The 24,256-nt window shown below is 65.4% G+C and carries 23 protein-coding genes; 17 read left to right on the top strand and 6 right to left on the bottom strand.

The window, feature by feature from the left end; genetic code table 11:
- The first annotated feature begins 2 nt into the window (after positions 1–2).
- Together ACSFBL_RS28340 and ACSFBL_RS28335 are read left to right on the top strand one after the other, a co-directional pair.
- Positions 3–1,541, top strand: coding sequence for a 2-isopropylmalate synthase (locus ACSFBL_RS28340; RefSeq protein WP_435519154.1), 1,539 nt, complete (start codon positions 3–5; stop codon positions 1,539–1,541).
- A gap of 116 nt (positions 1,542–1,657) precedes the next feature.
- Positions 1,658–2,809 carry a serine hydrolase gene (locus ACSFBL_RS28335; protein ID WP_435519220.1) on the top strand — a complete coding sequence of 384 codons (1,152 nt, stop codon included), beginning with the start codon at positions 1,658–1,660 and terminating at the stop codon, positions 2,807–2,809.
- A gap of 66 nt (positions 2,810–2,875) precedes the next feature.
- Here ACSFBL_RS28335 and ACSFBL_RS28330 read toward each other — a convergent pair whose 3' ends face one another.
- From ACSFBL_RS28330 to aat, 3 genes are read right to left on the bottom strand one after another with little or no spacing between them, the layout of a single operon-like run.
- The gene (locus ACSFBL_RS28330; RefSeq protein WP_435519153.1) at positions 2,876–3,670 is read right to left on the bottom strand and encodes an IclR family transcriptional regulator; all 795 of its coding nucleotides are present in this window, start codon (positions 3,668–3,670) and stop codon (positions 2,876–2,878) included.
- A 30-nt stretch (positions 3,671–3,700) separates the two neighbouring features.
- A complete protein-coding gene (locus ACSFBL_RS28325) occupies positions 3,701–4,450 on the bottom strand; it encodes an arginyltransferase (RefSeq protein ID WP_435519152.1) in 750 nt (249 codons plus the stop codon).
- Positions 4,447–5,199, bottom strand: coding sequence for a leucyl/phenylalanyl-tRNA--protein transferase (gene aat / locus ACSFBL_RS28320; RefSeq protein ID WP_435519219.1), 753 nt, complete (start codon positions 5,197–5,199; stop codon positions 4,447–4,449). Before aat ends, ACSFBL_RS28325 begins: the two co-directional genes overlap by 4 nt.
- A gap of 116 nt (positions 5,200–5,315) precedes the next feature.
- Here aat and ACSFBL_RS28315 point away from each other — a divergent pair, with 116 nt between their 5' ends.
- A complete protein-coding gene (locus ACSFBL_RS28315; RefSeq protein ID WP_435519151.1) occupies positions 5,316–7,646 on the top strand; it encodes a xanthine dehydrogenase family protein molybdopterin-binding subunit in 2,331 nt (776 codons plus the stop codon).
- A gap of 10 nt (positions 7,647–7,656) precedes the next feature.
- Here the strand turns inward: ACSFBL_RS28315 and pobA are convergent, their stop codons facing one another.
- Entirely contained in the window at positions 7,657–8,838 is a 1,182-nt protein-coding gene (gene pobA, locus ACSFBL_RS28310) for a 4-hydroxybenzoate 3-monooxygenase (RefSeq protein ID WP_435519150.1), read from the bottom strand.
- Positions 8,839–8,959: 121 nt separating this feature from the next.
- Between pobA and ACSFBL_RS28305 the strand changes: the two genes are divergently transcribed.
- The 10 genes from ACSFBL_RS28305 to ACSFBL_RS28260 all read left to right on the top strand — a co-directional run bounded on the left by ACSFBL_RS28305 (position 8,960) and on the right by ACSFBL_RS28260 (position 19,486).
- A complete protein-coding gene (locus ACSFBL_RS28305; protein WP_435519149.1) occupies positions 8,960–9,730 on the top strand; it encodes an IclR family transcriptional regulator domain-containing protein in 771 nt (256 codons plus the stop codon).
- 59 nt (positions 9,731–9,789) lie between these two features.
- Positions 9,790–10,449 carry a response regulator gene (locus ACSFBL_RS28300; protein ID WP_435519148.1) on the top strand — a complete coding sequence of 220 codons (660 nt, stop codon included), beginning with the start codon at positions 9,790–9,792 and terminating at the stop codon, positions 10,447–10,449.
- Positions 10,446–11,759, top strand: coding sequence for an ATP-binding protein (locus tag ACSFBL_RS28295; RefSeq protein WP_435519147.1), 1,314 nt, complete (start codon positions 10,446–10,448; stop codon positions 11,757–11,759). Before ACSFBL_RS28300 ends, ACSFBL_RS28295 begins: the two co-directional genes overlap by 4 nt.
- Before the next feature lie 103 nt (positions 11,760–11,862).
- On the top strand, positions 11,863–13,341 hold the full coding sequence (locus ACSFBL_RS28290; RefSeq protein ID WP_435519146.1) for a DegQ family serine endoprotease: 1,479 nt from the start codon (positions 11,863–11,865) through the stop codon (positions 13,339–13,341).
- Between the two features lie 137 nt (positions 13,342–13,478).
- Positions 13,479–13,820, top strand: a complete 342-nt coding sequence (locus ACSFBL_RS28285; protein WP_435519145.1) for a hypothetical protein — start codon at positions 13,479–13,481, stop codon at positions 13,818–13,820.
- Between the two features lie 346 nt (positions 13,821–14,166).
- On the top strand, positions 14,167–14,547 hold the full coding sequence (locus ACSFBL_RS28280) for an FHA domain-containing protein (protein WP_435519144.1): 381 nt from the start codon (positions 14,167–14,169) through the stop codon (positions 14,545–14,547).
- A 16-nt stretch (positions 14,548–14,563) separates the two neighbouring features.
- Positions 14,564–15,199: a dioxygenase family protein gene (locus ACSFBL_RS28275; RefSeq protein WP_435519143.1), complete on the top strand. Its 636-nt coding sequence runs from the start codon at positions 14,564–14,566 to the stop codon at positions 15,197–15,199.
- A gap of 184 nt (positions 15,200–15,383) precedes the next feature.
- Entirely contained in the window at positions 15,384–16,004 is a 621-nt protein-coding gene (locus ACSFBL_RS28270) for a hypothetical protein (RefSeq protein ID WP_435519142.1), read from the top strand.
- A 252-nt stretch (positions 16,005–16,256) separates the two neighbouring features.
- On the top strand, positions 16,257–18,293 hold the full coding sequence (locus ACSFBL_RS28265; protein WP_435519141.1) for a serine/threonine protein kinase: 2,037 nt from the start codon (positions 16,257–16,259) through the stop codon (positions 18,291–18,293).
- The gene (locus ACSFBL_RS28260) at positions 18,290–19,486 is read left to right on the top strand and encodes an OmpA family protein (RefSeq protein ID WP_435519140.1); all 1,197 of its coding nucleotides are present in this window, start codon (positions 18,290–18,292) and stop codon (positions 19,484–19,486) included. Before ACSFBL_RS28265 ends, ACSFBL_RS28260 begins: the two co-directional genes overlap by 4 nt.
- A 15-nt stretch (positions 19,487–19,501) precedes the next feature.
- Here ACSFBL_RS28260 and ACSFBL_RS28255 read toward each other — a convergent pair whose 3' ends face one another.
- Complete coding sequence (locus tag ACSFBL_RS28255; RefSeq protein WP_435519139.1) at positions 19,502–19,765, bottom strand: hypothetical protein; 264 nt, start codon at positions 19,763–19,765, stop codon at positions 19,502–19,504.
- Positions 19,766–20,005: 240 nt separating this feature from the next.
- Here ACSFBL_RS28255 and ACSFBL_RS28250 point away from each other — a divergent pair, with 240 nt between their 5' ends.
- The 3 genes from ACSFBL_RS28250 to ACSFBL_RS28240 all read left to right on the top strand — a co-directional run bounded on the left by ACSFBL_RS28250 (position 20,006) and on the right by ACSFBL_RS28240 (position 22,414).
- Positions 20,006–20,962, top strand: coding sequence for a 5'/3'-nucleotidase SurE (locus ACSFBL_RS28250; RefSeq protein ID WP_435519138.1), 957 nt, complete (start codon positions 20,006–20,008; stop codon positions 20,960–20,962).
- 14 nt (positions 20,963–20,976) lie between these two features.
- Positions 20,977–21,648 (top strand): hypothetical protein, encoded by a 672-nt coding sequence (locus ACSFBL_RS28245; RefSeq protein WP_435519137.1) that lies wholly within the window; start codon positions 20,977–20,979, stop codon positions 21,646–21,648.
- 337 nt (positions 21,649–21,985) lie between these two features.
- Entirely contained in the window at positions 21,986–22,414 is a 429-nt protein-coding gene (locus tag ACSFBL_RS28240) for a hypothetical protein (protein WP_435519136.1), read from the top strand.
- Positions 22,415–22,426: 12 nt separating this feature from the next.
- Here the strand turns inward: ACSFBL_RS28240 and ACSFBL_RS28235 are convergent, their stop codons facing one another.
- A complete protein-coding gene (locus ACSFBL_RS28235; protein ID WP_435519135.1) occupies positions 22,427–23,149 on the bottom strand; it encodes a GntR family transcriptional regulator in 723 nt (240 codons plus the stop codon).
- Positions 23,150–23,253: 104 nt separating this feature from the next.
- Between ACSFBL_RS28235 and ACSFBL_RS28230 the strand changes: the two genes are divergently transcribed.
- A complete protein-coding gene (locus ACSFBL_RS28230) occupies positions 23,254–24,225 on the top strand; it encodes a VOC family protein (RefSeq protein WP_435519134.1) in 972 nt (323 codons plus the stop codon).
- Positions 24,226–24,256: the final 31 nt, after the last annotated feature.

Genomic DNA, 24,256 nt, shown 5'->3' with positions numbered 1-24,256 from the left:
CGATGGCTGACAAACTGATCATTTTCGACACAACCTTGCGCGATGGCGAGCAGTCGCCCGGCGCTTCCATGACCAAAGACGAAAAGTTGCGCATTGCCCGCCAACTGGAGCGGCTTCGGGTCGACGTGATCGAAGCCGGCTTCCCCGCCAGTTCCAACGGCGACTTCGATGCGGTCGCGGCCATTGCGAACGCGATCAAGGATTCGACGGTATGCGGCCTGTCGCGCGCCAACGACCGTGATATCTCGCGTGCGGCCGAAGCGCTCAAGGGCGCCGCAAACGGACGCATCCACACTTTCATTGCAACGTCCGCGCTGCACATGGAAAAGAAGCTCCGGATGACGCCGGACGAGGTATTCGAGCAGGCCAGGCTGTCCGTTCGCTTCGCCCGCAACCTGATCGCCGATGTCGAGTTCAGCCCGGAAGACGGCTATCGCAGCGACCCGGACTTCCTGTGCCGGGTCCTGGAAGCCGTCATTAACGAAGGCGCCACGACGATCAACGTGCCGGACACGGTCGGCTATGCCATTCCGGAGCTCTACGGCAATTTCATCAAGTCGCTGCGCGAGCGCATCCCGAACAGCGACAAGGCCGTCTGGTCCGTGCATTGCCACAACGACCTCGGCATGGCGGTGGCCAATTCACTGGCGGGCGTGAAGATCGGCGGCGCCCGGCAGGTCGAGTGCACGATCAACGGCCTGGGCGAGCGAGCCGGGAATTGCTCGCTCGAGGAAATCGTCATGGCCGTGAAGACGCGCAAGGACTATTTCGGCCTCGAACTGGGCATCGACACGCGGCATATCGTGGCGGCCAGCCGCATGGTGAGCCAGACGACAGGGTTCGTGGTCCAGCCCAACAAGGCCGTGGTTGGCGCAAACGCCTTCGCGCATGCCTCGGGCATTCATCAGGACGGCGTGCTGAAGGCGCGCGACACCTACGAAATCATGCGTGCGGAGGATGTCGGCTGGAGCGCCAACAAGATCGTGCTGGGCAAGCTGAGCGGGCGAAACGCCTTCAAGCAGCGCCTGCAGGAGCTGGGCGTGACGATGGAGAGCGAGGCGGACATCAACGCGGCGTTCGCCCGCTTCAAGGAACTCGCCGACCGGAAAAGTGAAATATTTGACGAAGATATCCTCGCATTGGTCAGCGACGAGGAGCTCTCGCACGTTGGAGAGCAGTTTGGCTTTGTATCCTTGTCGCAACATAGTGAAACAGGTGAGCGTCCTCAAGCCCGTGTCGTGTTCACGGTCCAAGGCAAGGAAGTCACGGGGGAGTCCGATGGAAATGGGCCGGTCGATGCGTCATTGAAGGCGATCGAATCCCATGTGAAAAGCGGTGCTGAGATGGTGCTCTATTCGGTCAATGCGATCAGTGGATCGACCGAGAGCCAGGGTGAAGTGACGGTGCGGTTGCAAAATGCCGGGCGCGTGGTCAACGGTGTGGGAGCGGACCCCGATATCGTGGTCGCGTCCGCCAAGGCTTATTTGAGTGCGCTCAACAAGTTACAGAGCCAAGCTGAGAGAGTGGCGGCACAAGGTTGAAATTTGCGAGGATCCTTGTTTTCGTTTGAAGAAAAGGATGCAAGTAACTGATATTGCGTGTCTTTTTTGATTTCGATAAACTGCGGTTTCCTTACTTCGCCGCTGGAGAGTTATTAATGCCCGAAGCCCGTTCCCACCGAGTTTCAAGCCAGCGGTTCCTTCCCGCATTTCGCCTGCTCGCCGTCGCGCTTTGCGCCACGGCGTTTTTGCTGCCTTCGGCCTTTGCAGCCAAGAAAGAGCCGGCCAAGAAGACGGCAGTCAGTGCCGACAGCAAGCGAAAGACCGTCGCCGTTCCCAAGCGCACTGCTTCGGCGGACAAGAGCGAACGCGTCGTCAGCGGCGGCCGAAACGTGGTCGCATCGATCCGCCAGAAGAACGGCAAAACTGTTGTAGCCGTGCAACGTCGCTCGGTCGTTCGTGTTGCAGAAATGCCCGCGCGCCAGTCCTTCGGTCAGATGGCAGGTCTTCACAGCACCGAAGATGCGCTGGATCTAAAGTCCAGCGTGGCCCTCGTGATCGACCAGGACACGCACGAAGTTCTGCTCAGCAAGAACGACCATGCTGTTCTTCCCATCGCATCCCTGACCAAGCTCATGACCGGCCTGCTCATCAGCGAGGCACAACTGCCCTCCGATGAACTGATCACGATCACGCAGGACGATGTCGACACCGAAAAGGGAAGCCGCTCGCGCCTGACGGTGGGTTCGACCTTGCCGCGTGGCGAACTTCTGCACCTGGCGCTGATGTCGAGCGAGAACCGCGCTGCGCACGCGCTGGGCCGGACCTATCCCGGTGGCCTCGCCACTTTTGTGAGCGTGATGAACGCCAAGGCAAAGATGCTCGGCATGAAGGACACGCGCTACGTCGAGCCGACCGGCCTGTCCAGCCGCAACCAGTCCAGCGCGCAGGACCTCGCCTTGCTGGTGAACGCGGCGTATGCCGACGCCACGGTGCGCCAGCTTTCCACTTCGCCTGAGTACCAGGTCGAGGTCAACAATCGCGTCCTGCAATTCAACACCACCAACCGACTCGTGAAGAGCCCTGACTGGGACATCGGCGTGCAGAAGACCGGGTACATCTCGGAAGCCGGTCAGTGCCTGGTCATGCAGGCCAAGATCGCCGGGCGCAAGTTGATCATGGTGTTCCTCGATTCGGCCGGCAAGCTCAGCCGCATCGGCGACGCGGAACGCGTCCGTCGCTGGGTCGAAGCCAATCACATGACGATCCCGGCTGCGCAGCAGAGCGTCGCGGCGCACATCGCCGGCTGATTGCCGGCAGGCCGGCGTCTCGACTCTCACCGTCTCCGATGAAAGCCTGAAGGCCTTGCGCAGGCCTCAGGTCGTCGCGGGCGCGCCGGCCTTGTAGCCGAGGGCGCTCGAGATTTCGTTGGCGGTGGCTTGCAACTTGGGCAGCCACCCGTCGTCCAATCGGTCCGCCGGCGCAGAGATCGACAGGCCTGCGATCAGCTTGCCCTGGTCGTCATAGATCCCTGCCGCCATGCAGCGGACCCCCAGTTCCAGTTCCTCGTTGTCGCGGGCGATGCCGTACTGGCGAGCCTTGGAGAGTTCGCGCTCCAGCGCCGGCAGTTGCGTGATGCTGTTGCGCGTGTGGCCGGCCAGACCGGTCCGCGTGGCGTAGCTGCGCACGCGCTGTGGTTCATCCACGGCCAGGAACAGCTTGCCGGTCGACGTGAGGTGAAGCGGCGCACGCCCACCGATCGCACGCACCACCTGCATGCCCGAGCGCTCGCTGTAGGCACGCTCGATGTAGACGATCTCGTCGCCCTGACGCATGCTGAGATTCACCGGCTGCTGCGTGAGCTTGTGCAACTCGCGCATCGGTGCCATCGCGGCATCACGCACATTGAGCCGACCCTTGACCAGGTTGCCAAGCTCCAGCAACCGCATGCCGAGCCGATAGCTGCCGGCCTCCGGGCGATCGACGAAGCGGCCGACGGCCAGGTCGTTCAGGATGCGATGGGTGGTGGACGGGTGCAGGCCCGTCTTTTCGCTGATCTCCTTGAGGGAGATGGCTTCTTCGCGAGACGCGAGGACGTCGATCAGCGAAAACATCCGCTCTATGACCTGGATCACAGGCGTGGCTGGAACGTCGGATTGGGGTTTTCTCATGTGCAACGCGGTTAGATACCGGTCGCGATTTTACTTGGTGAAATCGGTTGCCGGCTGCCACTGGCCGTCAATTAGCACTTCGTGCGGCGTGTAACGGGCCTTGTAGTTCATCTTGCCGCTGCCCTCGATCCAGTAGCCGAGGTAGACATGGGGCAGTTGCAGCTTGCGCGCCTGCTCGATCTGCCAGAGCACGCTGTAGTTGCCGTAACCCGCACCAGGCTCCGGCTCGTAGAAGGTGTAGACCGCCGAGAGTCCGTCATTGAGCACGTCGAGGATGGAAACCATCTTCAGTGCGCCCGCGCCGCCATCGGGCCCTGTTTCGCGAAACTCCACGAGGCGCGAGTTGACGCGGCTCTGGAGCAGAAACTGGGTGTACTGGTCGATGCTGTCGTGGTCCATGCCGCCGCCGGCGTGCCTGCCATTCTGGTAGCGCAGGTAAAGCTGGTAGTGCTCGGGCACGAAGCACAGTTTCAGCACCCGCGCCTGCAGGTTCGCGTGGCGCGTCAGTACGCGGCGCTGGCTTCGATTGGGGCGAAAGTCGTTCGCGAGCACCCGCAGCGGAACGCAGGCACTGCAACCATCGCAGTACGGCCGGTAGGTGAACATGCCGCTGCGCCGGAACCCGCTCAGCACGAGGTCGGAGTAGGCGTCGTTGTGGATCAGGTGGCTCGGCGTGGCAACCTGCGAGCGCGCCTGGCGGTCCGGCAGATAGCTGCACGGATAGGGTGCCGTCGCGTAGAACTGCAGCGTGTGGAGCGGGAGATCCTTGAGGTGCGTCACGTCGTTGAGGAAGATCGCGCGGACAGGAGTACGCGCCAGTATAGGGGCTCGAAGCGCCATGCAGGTGCCGTCTTCAGGCGCGCGTGGGCGACGTGCGACACAAAGCGTTGACGCGGCATTTCCCGGGCACCCAGGCTGGCGAGATGCGAGGTGTTCTGCTGGCAATCGATCAAGCGGATGCCATGTCGCTTGCAGAAGCAGACGAGCGCCGCCAGCGCGATCTTCGAAGCATCGGAGCGGCGCGCGAACATCGATTCGCCGAAGACCGCGTGCCCGATCGATACGCAATAGAGTCCGCCTGCCAGTTCGCCGTCGATCCATGTCTCGACGCTGTGTGCGTGGCCGGCGCGGTGCAGGTCCAAATAGGCGCGCACCATCTCGGGAAGGATCCAGGTACCGCTCTGGCCCAAGCGCGGCGCCTGCGAACAAGCGGTGATCACCGCTTCAAATCCGTGGTCGATGCGGATCTCGCAGCCCTCGGTGGCGATGAAGCGGGTCAGCGTCTTGCGCAGCGACCGGTGCAGCCTGAACTGCCCGACGTCCAAGACCATGCGCGGATCCGGACTCCACCACAGGATCGGCTGGCCTTCGCTGAACCAGGGGAAGATGCAGTTGCCGTAGGCCTGCAGAAGGCTTGCGACATCGAGACCGCCGCCAGCGGCGAGCAGCCCCGGCACCGGGTCGGATTCGCCCCATGCCAAAGCGGCATCGGGGAGCGGGTCACCAGGGTCGAGCCAAGGTAGTTGCATGATCGGATGTATACACGGCTTCGCTCTCTGCGACGGGCGCGCGAGCCGAATGTTCCCGATGACCATATAGTTGTTCCTGCGCCCCGCAACAACTGCTCCAGACAAAGAGGACCACGGTGACCACAGAAACGAATCCCACGCGCTTCGGTAGCGGCCAGGCCGTCAGGCGGCTGGAAGACGAGAACCTCTTGAACGGCACCGGGCGCTACACCGATGACGTTGCGCTGCCGGGCCAGGCCTGGGTGAGCTTCGTGCGCTCGCCTTATCCGCATGCGCGACTGGCGTCGGTCAACACCACGACGGCCGCTGCCATGCCCGGCGTGCTGGGCATCTTCACCGGCGCCGACCTGGACAAGGCGGGCGCGAAGCCCATGCCCGGCGCGGCCGGCTTCAAGCGGGCGGACGGTGCGGATTGCGCCACGCCCCCGCGGCGCGCCCTGGCGCTCGAACGGGTCCGTTTCGTCGGCGAGCCGGTCGCGGTGGTGGTGGCGGAGAGCGTTCAACAGGCGCGGGATGCGGCCGAGGCTGTGCTGGTCGACTACGAGGAACTGCCCATGGTGGTCGACCTCCCGGGCGCAACCGCCGACGGCGCACCGTTGATCTGCGACGAAGCCACCGGCAACATCGCTGCCGAGATGCGCCACGGCAGCAGCGAAGCGACCGAGGCCGCGTTCGCCAAGGCCAGCCATGTCGTCGCTCTGGACGTGGTCAACCAGCGGGTCGTCGCTCTGACCATCGAACCCAGGACGGTGCTCGCTGACTTCGATATCGCATCCGAACGGATCGTGATCCGCATGAGTACGCAGATGCCTTCCGGCGTTCGCGACTCGATCTGCGACGCCATCGGGCTGCCAAAGGAAAAAGTGCGCGTGGTCGTCGGTGATGTCGGCGGCGGTTTCGGCATGAAGACCGGCGCCTATCCGGAGGACATCGCGGTCGCGTTCGCCGCTCTTGCGTTGCGGCGGCCGGTGAAATGGGTGGCCGATCGCAGCGAGGAATTCCTGGCGACATCGCATGGCCGGGACATCGAATCCCGCGCTGAACTGGCGCTCGATGCGAACGGCAAGATCCTGGGGCTGCGCATCAAGACCCACGCCAACGTCGGCGCGTATGCAACCGGCACCGGCGTCGCGATCCAGTTGCTGATCGGCCCGTGGGTTCAGACCAGCGTCTATGACATCCAGACCATCGATTTCCACTTCAAGGCTGTTCTGACCAATACGGCCCCCACGGGCGCATACCGCGGCGCCGGTCGGCCCGAGGCCATCTACACGATCGAGCGCCTGATGGACGAGGCTGCGCGGCAGACCGGTATCGACCGGATCGAACTGCGCCGGCGCAACTTCATCCAGCCGGAACAGATGCCCTACACCAACCCGATGAAGCAAACGTACGACACCGGTCAGTTCGAACTGGTGATGAACAAGGCGCTCGCATTGGCCGATTGGCAGGGTTTCGACAAACGTGCGGCCGAATCCAGAAGTCAGGGACGGATGCGCGGCCTTGGGATCGCCACCTTTCTCGAATGGACGGGGGGCAATGTGTTCGAGGAACGCGTGACCGTCGCCGTCCAGGCCGATGGCGTCATCGAGGTTTTCTCCGCCGTCAACGCGATGGGGCAGGGCATTGCGACCACGCTCGCCCAGTTGGTCGTCGACGCTTTCGGCGTCCCGATCGAAAAAGTGCGGATCGTCATGGGCGACACCGACCGTGGCGACGGCTTCGGCAGCGCCGGTTCGCGCTCGCTGTTCACGGGCGGCTCGGCCGTGCGAGTGGGCGCCGAGCGGACCATCGACAAGGCGAAGGAACTCGCGGCGCAGGAACTGGAAGTGTCGGCGGCCGACGTCGAATACGCGGCAGGCGTCTTCAAGGTGACGGGTACCGACCTGCAGGTCGACCTGTTCACACTGGCCGGGCACCAGCCCGAGCGCCAGATCTTCGTGGATTCGACCTCGACGGTGTCGGGGCCGACCTGGCCGAACGGTTGCCATATCACCGAGGTCGAGGTCGACCCCCCCACGGGCGACATCAGCGTGGTCAGCTATGCCTCGGTCAACGATGTCGGGCGCGTGGTCAACCCGATGATCGTGCGCGGTCAGCTCGAAGGCGGGGCGGTCCAGGGCATCGGGCAGGCACTTTATGAACGCGTGGTGTACGACGTCGAGACCGGCCAGCCGCTCACCGGCAGTCTCATGGACTATGCGGCGCCGCGCTCGGACATCGTCACCTCGATGTTCCGCATGGAGATGGACGAGTCGACGCCCTGCAAGAACAACCCGCTGGGCGTGAAGGGCGTGGGCGAACTCGGCACCATCGGGGCCACGCCCGCGATCGTCAATGCGGTGGCGGATGCGTTGGCGCGCAACGGACTGGCCGACCGCACGCCGCACCTGGACATGCCGCTCACGCCGGCGCGCGTCTGGCAGCTGATGGCGTCAACGGCCTGAGCGCCGGCGCTCAGAAATCCTCGAGCGGCAGGCCGACGTAGTTTTCCGCGAGCGAGGTGGAGGCGGCGCGGGAGTGGACCAGGTAGTCGAGTTCGGCTTCCTGGATCTTCTGGCCGAATTCGCCGGTCTCCGGAAAGCGGTGCATCAGCGAGGTGAACCACCACGAGAAGCGCTCGGCCTTCCAGACCCGGCGCAGGCACAGGTCGGAGTAGCGGTCGAGCGCTGAAGCCGACTTTTCGCCGTAGAAGATCTCGAAGGCGCGCGACAGGTAGCCGACGTCCGCCGTGGCCAGGTTCAGGCCCTTGGCGCCGGTCGGCGGCACGATGTGGGCCGCATCGCCGGCCAGGAAGAGGCTGCCGAAGCGCATTGGCTCCGCGACGAAACTGCGCAACGGCGCGACGCTTTTTTCGAGCGACGGGCCCGTCACGAGCCGGTCGCGCGCTTCCGGATCGAGGCGCAGGCGGAGTTCGTTCCAGAAGGCTTCGTCGCTCCAGTTCTCGACCCGCTCCTCGGTCGGCACCTGCACGTAGTACCGGCTGCGCGTCGCGCTGCGCATGCTGCACAGCGCAAAGCCGCGCGAAGTATTCGCGTAGATCAACTCGTGCGACACCGGCGGCACGTCGGCCAGCACGCCCAGCCAGCCGAACGGGTAGATCTTCTCGTAGGTGTGCAGCGATTGCGCCGGAACGCTGGCACGGCTGACGCCGTGGTAGCCGTCGCAGCCCGCGATGAAGTCGCATTCGATCTCATGCGTGGCGCCGTCTTTCTCGTAGCGCACGCGCGGGGACTTCGTGTCGAAGTCGTGGAGGCTGACCTGGGAAGCGCTGTAGATCGTCGTGAGGCCCTCGGCCTCCCGGGCGGCCATGAGGTCGCGCGTCACCTCGGTCTGGCCATACACCGTCACCTGCTTTCCGTCGGTCAGGCCGTGCATGTCGATGCGATGGCGGGCCCCTTTGAACAGCAGTTCGATGCCGTCGTGCGGCAGGCCCTCGGCCTTGGCACGCGCGTCGACGCCGGCGCGTGCGAGCAGGTCCATCGTGATCTGTTCCAGCACTCCGGCTCGGATCCGGCCCAGCACGTACTCACCGGTCTGCCGCTCGATGATGACGTTGTCGATGCCCGACTTGTGCAGCAATTGGCCCAGCAGCAGTCCGGCGGGGCCTGCACCGATGATGGCAACCTGAGTTCGCATGTGTGTCTCCTGATGGCGTTTCGGCGAGCGTAGGGCGGGGAGGCCGATTCAGGGGATGTGGACGGCACGCTCTGTGCGATCATGAGGCAACCTGCGCGATGATCGCGCAACACTTCGTGCCATGACCATCGCCAAACCAGACTTCATCGAGGGCATCGCCAAGGGGATGGCCGTGCTCGAAAGCTTCGACACCGAGCGCCAGCGCCTCAACGCGACCCTGGCGGCCGAGCGCGCGGGCCTCACGCGGGCGGCCGCCCGGCGCCACCTGCTGACGCTTGCGCATCTCGGCTACCTCGAGACCGACGGCAGCTATTTCTGGATGGCGCCGAAGGTGCTGCGCTTTTCGGGCAGCTATCTCGCGTCGTCACGATTGCCCCGCGCGCTGCAGCCGACGCTGAACCGCCTTTCCGCACAGACGCAGGAGTCCTTCTCCGCCGTCGTGCTCGACGGCGAGGAGGTCGTCATCGTCGCACGCAGCGGCAGCTATGGCGCGCCAACGCGCGTGCTGGCCTATGGCCTGCACCTTGGTGCGCGCCTGCCTGCGCACGCGACGTCGACAGGGCGGGTGCTGCTTGCCGCCTTGAGCGCTTCGAAACTCACGGAATGGCTGAAGGGCCGCAGCCTGCAGCGCCTCACGCCTCACACGGTCACGCAGGCGCGCGTCTTGCGCCAGCGTATCGCACAGGCCCGCAAGGACGACTTCTGCTTCGCCAGCGAAGAGCACGAACTCGGCGTCCAGGCGCTGGCCGTGCCGTTGCGCGACATGCAGGGGCATACCGTGGCGGCACTCAACGTCGTGCTATCCGGTGGACGCCATCAGGAGGAGGCTCTGCGGCGAGAGATGCTCCCTCTGCTTTTCGAAGCGGCGCGCGAGGTGAGGGCGCTTCTGTAGGTGTCGACGCCCATCATCGCCGCTACCATCCCGGGAATCGCTTCACGGGTGAATGAACGATGAGACTACTTCTGCTGGAAGACGACGTGATGATCGGCGAGACCGTACTCGATCTCCTTCGCGCCGAAAAGTACGCGGTCGACTGGGTCAAGGACGGCGACGCGGCGGACATGGCACTCCGCGCGCAGCAATACGATCTGGTCCTGCTCGATCTCGGGGTGCCGCGCCGCGACGGTTTGGAGGTGCTCCGCGCCTTGCGCGCCCGCAAGCAGCGCATGCCCGTCTTGATCGCGACGGCCCGCGACTCGGTGCAGCAGCGCGTCGAGGGCCTCGATGCCGGCGCGGACGACTATGTGTTGAAGCCCTATGACCTCGACGAGTTGCTGGCGCGCATTCGTGCCCTGTTGCGCCGTGCGGCCGGCCGGGCCGAGCCGGTGTACGAGCACATGGGCGTGACCGTGAACCCCGCGACGCGCGAAGTTACGGTCGGCGGGCAGCCGGTCATGCTCTCCGCACGTGAATGGGCGGTGCTCGAACCTCTCCTGGCGCGGCCCGGCATGGTCCTGTCGCGCGCGCAACTGGAGGAAAAGCTCTACAGCTGGAAGGACGAGATCAGCAGCAATGCCGTCGAGGTCTACGTGCACGGACTGCGCAAGAAGCTGGGCGCGGACCTGATTCGCAACGTACGCGGAGTCGGCTACATGGTGCCCAAGGAATGAAGTCGCTTCGTGCCCGCCTGCTGTGGTTCCTGCTGGCGGCCATCCTTCTTGCGGCCGGTACGCAGGCCTTCGTCGCCTACCGCACGGTGCTCAGCGAAGCCGACGACATCTTCGACCACCACATGCAGCAGATGGCGCTTTCGTTGCGGGCGGGGCTGCCGCCGAGCGCCACTGTCGGCGGAATTGGCGCGGGCGACGAGAACTTCGAATTTATCGTGCAGGTCTGGACCCTCGATGGCATTCGCATCTTCGAATCGGCCGCCCAGGCCGCCTTGCCGCAACGCGCCGTGCTGGGTTTCTCGAACGTCCAGGCCCGGGGCACGACTTACCGGGTTTTCTCCCTGCAGACCGGGGCGCTGGTCATCCAGGTGGCGCAGGACATGGCCGCCCGACGCCGCATGGCGGGGACCCTGGCACTGCGCACCGTCGGCCCGATCGCGCTGGCGGCGCCGCTGCTCATGCTGGTGGTGTGGTGGGTGGTGAGCCTGTCGCTCGCGCCGGTGGCGCGCGTGCGTAGCCAGGTCGCGGCGCGCCAGGCGGACGACCTGTCGCCGCTGAGCGAGAAGGATCTGCCTGAGGAGGTGCGCCCCCTGGTGCACGAGCTCAACCTGCTTTTCGACCGCGTTCAACGGGCCTTCGATGCGCAGAAGCATTTCGTCGCGGATGCCGCCCATGAACTTCGATCGCCGCTGGCTGCATTGAAGCTGCAGGTGCAGGGCCTGCAGCGCGCGGGCGATGAATCCACCCGCGATGTCGCGGTGACTCGGCTCGCCGCCGGCATCGACCGTGCAACCCGATTGGTCGAGCAAATGCTCGCGCTCGCGCGGCACGAGAGCAGCGCCGCGACAGGCGCACGGCCGGAGTCGGTGAGCCTGCCGGACGTGGCGCGCCTGGCGATCTCCGATGTCGTCGCCACGGCGCAGGCGCGCCGGATCGACATCGGTGTGGTCCGGGCGGATCCGGTGCAGATCCCCGGGCAGGCCGAGGCGCTGCGCACGCTGCTGCGCAACCTGCTGGACAACGCGGTGAAGTACTCGCCGGACGGTGGACGGGTCGATGTCGCCATCGTTGCGGGCGCGGAGGGCACCGAGCTGAGCGTGGACGACAGCGGACCCGGTCTGCCCGCGAGCGAACGCCAGCGCGTGCTGGATCGCTTCTACCGATCCGGCGAGCCTCAGGTGCCGGGCAGCGGGCTCGGCTTGGCCATCGTGAAATCGATCGCCGATCTGCACGGCGCGACCGTTTCGCTCGACCCATCCCCGAGCCTGGGCGGATTGCGAGTGACGGTGAAGTTTCCTCGCGTGTCCTGAGCCTTTTCTCATTGCTTTTCGCGCGGCACTTGTTTAAGGCGCCCTTAAGTGACTGGCCCGACATTCCTTTCGTTGATTTCTCCAAACCTCGAAAGGATTTCAGATGAAGACCAGTTTCACCTCGCCCCGCGCGCTTGTCCTTTCGCTGGCAGCCGCCGGCGTGATCGGCGCCGTGGCCACCGGTGCCTATACCAGTGCCAACGCCGTGGGCTCGCCGGCACCTTCGGCCATGCCGGTCGCTGACGCGCCGCAGGTCTCCATGCCCGACTTTTCCACCATCACCGCGCGTCATGCGCCGGCGGTGGTCAACATCAGCGTGACCGGCATGACGAAGACGTCGGCCGAAGGCCCGCAAGGCATGCAGGGCATGGACCCGGATGACCCGATGTACGAATTCTTCCGCCGCTTCCAAGGCCAGGGTGGCCCGCGCGGACCGCAACAGCAGCGCGAGACGCCAGTTCGCGGCCAGGGCTCCGGCTTCATCGTGAGTGCCGACGGCATCATCCTGACCAACGCGCACGTCGTGAAGGACGCCAAGGAAGTGACCGTCAAGCTGACCGATCGCCGCGAGTTCCAGGCGAAGGTGCTGGGCTCGGACACAAAGACCGACGTCGCCGTCCTCAAGATCGACGCCAAGAACCTGCCGACCCTGTCGGTCGGAAACACCAAGGACCTGAAGGTCGGCGAATGGGTGCTTGCCATCGGTTCGCCATTCGGCTTCGAGAACACCGTGACCGCCGGTGTGGTCAGTGCCAAGGGTCGTTCGCTGCCGGACGACGGCTATGTTCCGTTCATCCAGACGGACGTCGCCGTGAACCCCGGCAACTCCGGCGGCCCGCTGATCAACACCCGTGGTGAGGTGGTCGGCATCAATTCGCAGATCTACAGCCGCAGCGGCGGCTACCAGGGCGTGTCCTTCGCGATCCCGATCGACGTGGCGATCCAGGTCAAGGATCAGATCGTCGCCACCGGCAAGGCGAGCCATGCGCGCCTCGGCGTCGCGGTGCAGGAAGTGAACCAGGCCTTCGCCGACTCGTTCAAGCTCGACAAGCCCGAGGGTGCGCTCGTGTCGAACGTGGAAAAGGGCGGCCCCGCAGACCAGGCCGGCCTGCGTTCGGGCGACGTCATCCGCAAGGTGGACGGCGAGCCGATCGTTGCTTCGGGCGACCTGCCGGCCTTGATCGGCCAGAAGAAGCCTGGAAGCAAGATCCAGCTCGAAATCTGGCGTCAGGGCGCTCGCGAGGAAATCACCGCGAACCTGGGCGACTCGGCTGAAAAGTCGACCAAGGTTGCGAAGGGCGACAGCACCGCCGGCCAAGGCAAGCTCGGTCTGGCGCTGCGCCCCCTGCAGCCGCAGGAACAGCGCGAGGCAGCAGTCGACAGCGGCCTGCTGATCCAGGAAGTGGGCGGCCCGGCGGCCATGGCAGGCGTGCAGCCCGGCGACGTGCTGTTGGCGATCAACGGTACGCCGGCGAAGAGCATCGAGCAGGTGCGCGAGGTCGTGGCGAAGGCGGACAAGTCGGTCGCGCTGCTCATCCAGCGCGACGGCGACAAGATCTTCGTGCCTGTCCGCCTCGGTTGAGCCCCTGCCGGGGACCGGCATTCCGAGACAAAGTGCCGGTTCCCGGGGGCCGGGGTTCGCCCGATGTGCAAAAGTACCTTGGTGGAGATTTCTCTGGACAGTAACAATTCAGCAAATAACTGAATCAGAGGAATCCCATGGTGCGGCGCGACTTGGCCTTGACTGTTCTCGAGTTGGAACCCGGTGAATTCCACTGGGTTCTGATGGAGGCGGTGCAAGCAGAATCCGAGGAATGCCTGGGATACCGGCCCATCGATTCATCTACCCGAGGTCTTCCTGATTATTCCGAGGCGCTCATCCAGGGCGCCTCGGCCTTGCGCGTCTTGCAGGGGCTCGCGCCATTCGGCAAGCCCATGACGCCCGTCGGTATCGGGGAAAGCACCTCGGCCGCGTTGCCCGACGAGGGCGCGAGCACCACGGGGCCCAACCTCGCCGATCCCGACTCCTGCATGTTCACCACCGGTCACCCGGTGCTGTAGGCGTCCTCCGCCTAGCGCTTCCGAACATCGAAGTGAAGCGCAGTCACCGCGATCACCTTCGCCGCTCTCGATCGAACCGTTTCCCTCAACGACACCCCGCGCAGTACCAACAGCGGTTGCGCGGGCGCGGCGCATGGCGCCACCTCCGCCTTGACCATGCCTTGGGACGCGAACGACATGCGGGCTCTGGCCGCGAGCGTGAGGATTTGTTGCATGTCCTACAAGGTACGGCGACATGCCGCAATCGAAAATCTCTCCAATGGGTGCATGACACCCCCAAGCGGCATACTCCGGAAGTTCGGCTTACGTGTGGATACATGCGCTTCGTGCCAAGGAAAGAAAAGAGATGCCAAGACTGATCGTGCTGCAGAAGAATGGCTCGGCCAAACAGGTCAATGTGATGGGAACACCGTTCGTCATCGGTCGCGCGGACACCTGCGACCTCGTGCTCGACAACCCTCTCGTGAGCAGGTCCCACGCCGTCTTCGAGGCCGTGGGACACGAGATGACGATTCGCGATCTTCAGAGTCACAACGGAACGTACGTCAACGGTGAACGGAGGGAAACCTCCGCGCTGGGCAACGGTGACGAGATCAAGATCGGGAGCTACCACATCCGCTACCTGGCCGACGGCGGTCCGATCGCCGCAGCGGAGGCATTGCGGCTGGTGACCATTCCAGGCAAGCTCGCAGACATGGATCTCCTGAAGCTGGGCGTGAAGTCCTGACCGTCCTTCCGAAGCAATGGCCGCTTGGCGCAGCACCACCGATCTTCCGCGACGCTCCGTCGCGGCTGCGCTGGTCGCATTGCCTGCTTTTTGGATAGGCGCCCGCGCGCAGGCACAGGCCCCGCGGCGCGCCACGCCATCCCAGACCGAGGGCCCGTTCTACCCGGTGACCTTGCCGGCGGACACGGACTTCGATCTGCTGCACAACGGCCAGGCGAACTACGTGGCGGGCGAACCGACGTGGGTTGAAGGTACGGTCTCGGATCTGGACGGGCGCCCCCTGGCCGGCGCATTCGTGGAAATCTGGCAGTGCGATCAGGCCGGGCACTATCACCATCCGGGCGACGGCGATCGCGCCGACCGGGCCTTCCAGGGCTTCGGAAGGGTCGCGGTCGATGCCGAAGGCCGGTATCGGTTCCGGACGATCCGGCCGGTGCCCTATACCGGTCGAACGCCGCACATCCACGTCAAGGTCAAGCTCGGTCCCCGCGAACTGCTGACCACCCAGCTTTATGTGGCGGGCGCACCCGGCAATGCGCGCGACTTCCTGTGGCGTAACCTGGCCGAAGAGGATCGTGCGGCAGTCACGGTTCCTTTCGATCGCGCACCGGATGGCTGGAAGGCGAACTTCCCGATCGTCGTCGCTGCCTGAAGGTCCGTGGCCGTGAATTAGTACCGGTGCGATGAGCGCGGGCGCTGTGCGGAGTGTCTTTCGTGCAGATCGTTACAGGTATCCTCACGCGCAAGTTCCCGAATTGTTGGAACTTTACGCCTCGTATGAACCCCCTGTTGCCACAAATTGCCCGACGTCACGACTTCCTTGCGGAGGCCCGCTGATGTTCTCTGGCGATGGCCTGTTTGCAATCGAGGTGGTGGCGGTGGCCGCTCCGGTCGCGGGCTTTGTTGCAGTCGCCCATGTGCGAGCCCGGCGCCGCGCCCGGCGAGCCCACGAGGCAGCCACCGCAACCGGCGCGACGCGGAGCGTCATTGTCGAAGTCCCGCAATCGGTCGAGCACAGGCTCGTGTCGGTGCGTTTCGACCTGACGCCCAACCTGATGGGCTGTCTTGCCGCAGCCAACAGTGCCTCGCTGCGCGGGTTCGAGACCCCTGACGCGGTGATGATGGCGCTGGATGTCGACGCCGTGTGGACCGGCGCTGGAGCGGCAGATTTCCCGACCGACCAGGTCCAGCCTCACCGGACCCGCGTCATCGCCACACGGGAAGTGCTGATGCTTCGGTCCAGCAATCCGGCCCGCGAGAGCGTCAAGGTTCGATTGATGACGCTTTTGCGTGCCCATCGCTCCACGCCCGAGAGCGAGCCGCTTTACTGCGCCGCCGACGGCGAAATCCGCACTTCACCGTCCCGGCGCCTCCACGTCGCGGATGTCGGACATCGCAAGCAGTTCTATTGGGTCCGGTCTGGCGCCTCTACGGCCGAGACGCACGGGCCAGGCTAGCTTTTCGTCGGGGGGTCGCTCGTCGCGGCCTCTCCGTTCATCTATACGGCATATGGCGGGCGCCTCGCAAATCGCCTGCGCAGCCGAAGCTTCCGTTCGGCTAGTGCTTCTGGTGAATGTGTCCTAACTTCGCGCGCAGTAGAGTCAGTTTCACGACAGAAAGGTTCTGACGTGACTTCATTGCTGGTTCGCATCGTGCGGTGCATGGCTTCGGAAACGGGCAAGCGTTCGAGCAACGCCCCCTGAAATTCCATGAGCCCCGTCATCTCACTCGACACGCGCACTGTGCCCGGCTCGGTGACGGGGCGAGGCGCCCACGGTAAGGTCTCGCTGGACTGGGTGGACATCGCCCCCGGCAGTGCACACACCCTGCCCGAAGGCATGCGTCTGGAGGACTACGAGATCGTCGGTCCCATCGGCGAGGGTGGCTTCGGCATCGTCTATCTCGCCTGGGACCACGCCCTGGAGCAACACGTCGCGATCAAGGAATACCTGCCGGCGATTCTGGCCTCCCGTGCCAGCGTCTCGCCGGCCGTGGTGGTCAAGTCGCAGCGCCACAAGGACGATTTCACCCTCGGCATGCGCAGCTTCCTCAACGAAGCCCGGATCCTGGCGCGCTTCGACCATCCGTCGCTGGTGAGGGTGCTGCACTTCTGGGAAGGCAACGGCACCGCCTACATGGCCATGCCTTACTACGAGGGGCCGACGCTGGCCCGCGCGCTCGGCGAACTCGGTCGTCCGCCCGATGAAGCCGAGCTCTGCGGCTGGCTGCATCCGCTGCTGGATGCGCTCGGCACCATGCATGCGGCGAGCTGCTTTCACCGCGACATCGCGCCCGACAACATCCTCCTGACCGACCACGGCCCCGTGCTGCTCGATTTCGGCGCGGCGCGGCGTGTGATCGAAGGCGTGGGCCCTTCGCCGACCGTGGTCTTCAAGCCCGGCTTTGCGCCGATCGAGCAATACGGCGAAGTCGCGTCGATGAAGCAGGGCGCATGGACCGACCTGTACGCGCTCGCGAGCGTCGTCTACGCAGCCGTGACCGGGCAGCCGCCGATGCCGTCCATCGAACGCCTGATGGACGACCAGCTCAAGCCGCTGTCCCAGGTGGCACATGGCCGCTACAGCGAACCGTTCCTTGCCGCGATCGATGCCGCGCTGTCGCTGCACCCGCGCAACCGGCCCCAGAGTGCGGCCGAATTCTGGACCTTGCTGAGTTGCGGACAGCAGCTCCAGGATCTGGATCTCGTGCGGGCCGTACGAGGTATCGATGTGCCGACCGGCACGACCTCCACACCGGCGGCGCCCGAGTTGGCGCCCGAGTTGGCGCCCGAGTTGGCGCCCGAACTGGCGTCCGAGCCGACGATGCCGGTCGACGAGGATCTGGAGTCGTTCTTCGAGCCGCCGCCGAGGGCTGCGCCGGTCGAGCGCACGGTTGCGCCCGAGGCTGAAGTTGAACCCGTTGAAGCAATCCCGCCCGCACCGCCGGAAGCAGAGGACCCCATCGTCGTCTCGTTGCCGCCACTCGAGCATTCAATTCCACAGGATCGGCGGCCTCCGGTCTCGAACTGGCCGCCCCTGCGCGTTGCGCCGACCCCGGTGCAGCGCAGAAGCAGTCGGGTCAAGATCACCGCGCTGGTGGTGACGATGGGCTGCGTCGCATTGGCTGCGGTCGGGTATTACCAGTTCCATGATCGCGTCGAGGCCGAGCCGACGGCGCGCATTGCCGCGCCAACGCCTCCGGCGACCGCCCCGATTCCGGACCAGGCGTTGGCGCCAGCGCAGGCTCCGACTCCGGCTCCGACGCCCCCACCGGCAGCCGAAGCCATGTCGGCGATGCAAGCGCTTTCGTTGCCTGAACCGGCTCCCGCACCTGTCGTCGTGGCGCCCGAGACGCCCATCCAAGCGCCCGAGCCGATCGTCGCAGTGCCGGCACCTCCGCCGTCCGAGCCGGAGCTCACATCCGCTGCCCCGAGCTTGTCGACGCCGGTCGAAACGAAGGCGCCCGAAGCGCGGCCGTCCGCTCCGAAGCAGGTCGCCACCGAACCGGCTCGCAAGGCGGTCGCGCGCGCGCCCTCCGAGGCTGCGCGTCCCGCCCGCCGGGAGGCCCGCCCACCTGTGGCGGAGCAACCGATCGTGCCCGCCGTCGTGCAGGTGGCTACGCCGGAAATTCCGCAGATTCCGCCGATTCCGCAGGCGCACACGAAGTGCACGGACATTCTTCAACGCGCGTCGCTCGGCCCCGTCAGTGCCGAGGAGACGGCGATTCTGAGAAAGGGGTGTGAATGATGACAACCACCTTCGCTCGATGCCTGCAAGCCGCATCCCTGGCGGGTGTGCTTTCGCTGGCGCTGGGACTCGCCGGTTGTGCGTCGCCGCCGGTCGTCACTTCATCCAAGACCGTGCAGCCCTTCGACCAGGCGGTAGCGCAGGCCACCGACAGCCTCGTCATGCAGGTGCCGCCGGGGCGGACGCTGTTTTCCAGGACTGACGCGAAGCGAAGCGTCGTGCTCGATCCGATGATCGATGCCGGCAGCGCACAGCAGACCGCGGCCACGCAGGTGTTGCAGGACCGGGTGGCCGAGCGCCTGAACACCAAGGTCGAGACGATGGAGATATTGCCTTTCGACAGCGCGAACCTCGCCAAGGCCCGCTACCTGCTGACCGGCACCCTGTCCCGCATGTCCGTCGAGGAGCCGCGCAGTCCGCTGCAGATCAACCTGGCCTTGACCGAACTCGCCACGGGAACGGTCGTCGCGCAGTCCTCGGCCGTGGCGCGCGACGAAGGCCTGGACCACACGCCGCTGCCGTACTACCGGGACACGCCTGTGCCGACCAAGGACCGGGTGATCGAAGGCTATGTGCGCACCACCGCGACGTCCCCGGGGCAGCATGGCGATGCCTATTACCTGGAACGCCTGGCGACCGCGCCCGCGATCAAGGAGGGCACCGCGCACTACAACGCCGAGCGCTACCAGGACGCACTTGCGCAATACAGCGCCGCCGGCGGCGATCAGCTTCGCGCACTGAACGGCGTCTACCTGAGCTCGGTGAAGCTCGGTCGCACGGCGGAGGCAGAGGAGGCTTTCGGGAAGATCGTCGCCTATGGCATCGCCAACCAGCAACTGGGGGTGAAGTTCCTGTTCAACCCGAACAGCACCGTGTTCTGGTCCGAACCCAGGATCAGCGGGCCCTATGCGATGTGGCTGCGCGAGATCGCCAAGGCCAGCGCCGACGCCAAGGTGTGCATGGACATCGTCGGCCACACCAGCCACACGGGGCCGGTCGCCTACAACGACAACTTGTCGCTCCAGCGGGCCCGCTACATCCGCCAGCGCCTGATCGGTGAATCGACCGTGCTGACCGACCGCACCACGCCCAGCGGGAAGGGCTTCCGGGAAAACATCATCGGCAGCGGCACCGACGACGCGATCGATGCGCTGGACCGCCGGGTCGAATTCAAGATCGTGGACTGCAGCTGAAGCGTCCGCGGGCGGTCACAGCGCGTTGCTGTTCTGCGAGGGCCAGAACAGGCGCCACCACGGGCGCTTGGGCTCGGGCGCATTCGACGCCTTGGTGATCAACTCCGCCGCAACCGAAGCGCGAACGCGCTCCCGAAGCGCCGTTTCGTAAGCATGCGCTGGCGCACGCGCGCTGCGGTCGCCTCGCAGCGCCTGACGGCGCCAGGCCTGCGCATGCTCGGCGAGTTCGGCATCGGTCAGGTCGTCGGGGTGGGGCAACTGCTGAGTCATGTTGTCCAACATTGTGGCTCCGACGAAGCCAATCATGGTTTTCCACGATGCAAGTTGCGCGACTTGATGATGCGCAGTAACCACACACCTACGCTTTTGGTCGATCGCGATTTGTCAAGCGGATCGAATTAGGTGCGCAATTCGTTATGTCACATCATCGTCATGACGCATGACGAGCATCCGTGGCGCGTCGCGGCTCGCGGCGCGGTCGCCTTTGCGCGATCGAAGCAACTTCGCACAACAACGCTCATGAAACTACGTCTTGCCGCCACCGCGGCCTTGCTTGGCCTGACCGGCCCGGCTTTCGCCCTCAACATCCTGCTGTCCAACGACGATGGCCTTACCAGCAACCTGAAGGCTCTCTACGATTCGCTGAAGGCCGACGGCCATGACGTGATCGTTTCCGTCCCTTGCACCGGGCAAAGCGGACGGGGCGCGGGGATCGTGATGTACAGCACCTCGACGATCATCCCGGACAACGACAAGACGCAGATCGACGCGGAAGGCGGTTGCCACAACGGTGCGGCACCGACCGGCGCGCCGGCCGTGGGTCCGTTCACCAAGGCCGGGTATACCGGCGGCGACTACAACTACGTGCACGGCACGCCGGTGATGGCGACGATGTACGGCCTGGACGTGCTTGCTCCCGCGCGCTGGGGCAAGGCGCCGGACCTGGTGCTGTCCGGCCCCAACGAAGGCCAGAACGTCGGTCGCGTCGTCAACAGTTCGGGCACGGTGGGCAACGCCCAGTTCGCCGCAGGGCGTGGACTGCCGGCGATCGCGCTGAGCGCAGGTTCCGACACGGTCGACAACACCGGACTCGCCAACGCGTACTCCAAGGTGGTCGCGCAACTCTCCGTCAAGCTCGTGAAGGAACTCCAGGCCAAGGCGGGCTCGGGTCCGCTCCTGCCCAATGGCCTGGCGCTGAACGTCAACTTCCCCAACAAGCCGACTGCCGACCTGGCATGGGCGTTCTCGCGCCACGGCAGCTTCGAGTTCTACAGCCTGAAGTTCAACAACACCGTGCCGTACGGCCTGGGCGCCGCCGTCAACGCCGCGTCGTCCGCGACCGCCGCACAGGCCGAAGACGAATCGCTGGTCGTGCAGACCAGGGTTGCCGTCACGGCCATGCAAGTGGGCTTCGACCACCGTCCGGCAGGGCAGCAATGGCTGCGCTTGCGTCTGCGTGACCTGCTGAGCAAGTGAGCGCGATGCACAGCATGAATCGAAACTTCGGGGCGACAGCCCTTTGCAGCGCCGCGCTGTTGCTGACGGCGTGTGGTGGTGGTGGGAACGGCACGGCGGTTCTGCCGGTCACGCCCCCGGCGGCGATCAAGCCGACTGTTGCTGTCGACGATCTCGCCACCGGCAGCTACGTCGTCAGCACCGGCGACGCCAACGCGCCCACGGTGGGCAAGTACTACGCCGCTGCCGACGGCAGCCGCTTGCTGGTGATCGCGGACAGCGACGACCACGCCAAGCAGACCTATCGCCGCGATGCAGGCGGCGCGTGGGTGGGCGTGCCGGCCGCCGACAAGGACGTGCGCGTGACCCTGATCCAGAGCAGCACGCAGCCGGACACCGGCGCGAGCATCGCGAAGGCCGCGGGCCACTATCGCGTCCAGGCGGCCGCCGGCGTGACGGCCGACTTCAGCGTCGCTGCGGACGGCACGATCGTGCCGGGGAGTTCGGCCTGCAAGCTCTCCGGCAAGGTGTCGCCGGGGACGCTGCCGAACACGCTCAGACTCAGCCTCGCTACCAGTGCATGCGGCACCCTGCCTGCATCGTCGTCCGGCGTGATCGCGCTCGACAGCGACTATGCACCGGCATCTTTCCGCATGGTTACGGACGACGGCGCCCAACTCGTCGACCTCTGGGCTTACGTTGAATAAGCGGGAAGTTCAGTCCACATGGCATTGACCTTGCGGGATTCGTGCATTTGTGCGCGGAATTCTTCACTCGGCAAGAAGTAACCCATTCGTATGCGGAAGACCCTGTTTGACAATCGCGCCAAACTTCTGGGTCTCCCGCGCCATGGACACAACTCGCTGGATTGAAACGTTTCGTCGATTCCTGGGCAACCTTTTCGGTGCGCCCAGGAATCGCAAGGCGTCACGGTCAGTGCCGCGCGTCGTGGCTTCGCTCGACCGGTCGATCCCGATGCCTTCTCCCATGGCAAGGCAGCCGGTCCGCCAGCCCGAACCATCTCCCCAGCGTGTCGCTCCGGTCATGAAGCAGCCTGTGGTCGTTGCGCCGGCGCCGGTCGAGGAGGCGAGGGCGCCCGCGCCGGTCCCGGTGAAGGTTGCGCCGCCGGCGCCGTCCGTTGCGCCTCCCTTGTTCGTCCAGGAGCTGATGCAGCCTCCGAAACCGGCGCCGCAAGCACCGGAAGATCCTCCCGCAGCGGTCAAGCCCATGCGCACGCTCGAAGAGGTCAGGGCGGACCTGGCGCGACTGCGCGCGAATGCAAAAGAGCGGCATGCACAAGCGCAGGCCCAGGCCCAACTCCAGGCACAGGCCCGCCGCAGCGTGGCATTCGAGCCGACGGACTTCCTGGACTTTGCCAAGCCGGAACCTCCGCCGGCCGACAACCCCGAATCGAGCTTTGCCTCGACGGCCTACCTGGACTTCACCACGCTGAAGTCGCGCGAAGGCACCTGAGCCAGCGGACGCTCAGGCGGCGAGGCTGCCCGTCGATACATCGGCGGCCGACAAGGCGAGGTGGGGTGAATTCAGCAGCATCTGCGCGGTGTTGTCGAGGTGCTCCGCGATGAGCCTCTGGGCCGACTGGATGTCCCTGTCCAGCACTGCGTCGACGAGCGCCTGGTGCTCGCCCTTCACATCGCGTTCCGTCACCCCGAGCGGCGCCGACAACTGCCGATAGCGCTCGCTCTGCTGGTAGAGGATCTGGTGCATCCTCAGCAGCCACTGGTTCGGGCAGCCGGCCACCAAGGCCCGATGAAAGTCGCCATGGCTCGACGCCCACTCGGCGCTCACCTGCATGGGACGTTCAGGATCGCGCTCGGGTACGCGCGACAGGCGATGGAAGGCCGACACGATGCCGCCTTCCCACGCCAGGTCGCCATGGCGGATGGCCTCGGCCAGACACAGCTTCTCGATCTCGATACGCGCCTCGACCAGATGCAGAAGTTCGGCCGCCGACACCGGACTCACCCGGTAGCCGCGCGCCGGCTCCGACACCACCAGCGCCTCGGCCTCGAGCATGGCGAGGCCTTCGCGCACCGCGCCCGCGCTCACCTCGATCTCTTCGGCCAGCGCCGCGATATTGAGCTTGGATCCCGGCAGCAGGCGGCCGCCGACGATGGCCGTGCGCAGGCGTTCGTAGACCAGCCGTGTCTGGCTGATTCCCCTGGGGCGCTCGCTCGTGGCAGCCACTCTTGTAAACCCTAACAATAGATAAAAAAGTTGCCGATATAGTTTGTCGCCAAGAATATATTATTTCCAAGAAGCCGACAAACTTCGAACAGGAGAAAGACAAGATGGCCGACATCCAACTGCGCACCCGCAAGGATTCGAACCGCGCCGACGATCACAGCGTGCACTCGCTGGACCGCTTCGTCTTCACCGTGCCGGACCTGGACGAGGCGGCCCGTTTCTACGATGCCTTCGGGCTCGACCTCCGGCGAAGCGACGGACGGCTGGACCTCCACACTGTCGGCCATCCGCAGGCATGGGGCTCGCTCTTCCAGGCAGCCGGGCCGAAGAAGCTGCAGTACTTGCGATTCGGCTGCTTCGCCGAAGACCTGGCGCCCATCGCCGAGCGCATCGAACAGCAGGGCATTCCCCGCTGCGATCCGCATCCATTAGGCGATACCGAAGGCATCTGGGTCCGCCATCCGGACGGCTTTGCAGTGCAGATCGTGGTCGCGCCCAAGAGCTCGCCGGATACGCGCGCCGAACGCATCGTCGAACCCGCCGTGCCGCCGGGCACAGGCGCATCCCTGGCACGTTCGCGCATTCCCAAGGTCCGGCCGCGGCGGCTGTCGCACGTGCTGCTGTTCTCGCCGAACGTGGCCGATGCGATCGTGTTCTACCAGGGCGCACTCGGCCTGCGCCTCACCGATCGCTCGGCCGACCTCGTGGTCTTCATGCATGGCGCCCATGGCAGCGACCACCACCTGATCGCCATGGCCAAGTCGGACGGCCCGGGTCTTCATCACAGCAGTTGGGATGTCGGCAGCATCGACGAAGTCGGCCGCGGCATGGAACAGATGTACGCGGCGGGCTATCCGCGCGGCTGGGGCGTCGGGCGCCACGTGCTGGGCTCCAACTACTTCTACTACGTGCGCGACCCGTGGGGCAGCCACGCGGAGTATTCCTACGACATCGACTACGTCCCCGGCGGCTTCGAGTGGCCGCATGCCGACCATCCGCCGGAAGACTCCTTCTATGCCTGGGGTCCCGCGGTGCCGGAGGACTTCATCACCAACTTCGAGATCCGCAACGGCTGAATCGCGGGCGACGCTTTCGTCCTCCCAATTC

It is taken from the genome of Variovorax glacialis (assembly GCF_051216375.1).
Lineage (GTDB): Bacteria > Pseudomonadota > Gammaproteobacteria > Burkholderiales > Burkholderiaceae_C > Variovorax.
This window is presented reverse-complemented; position numbering and strand designations above follow the sequence as displayed.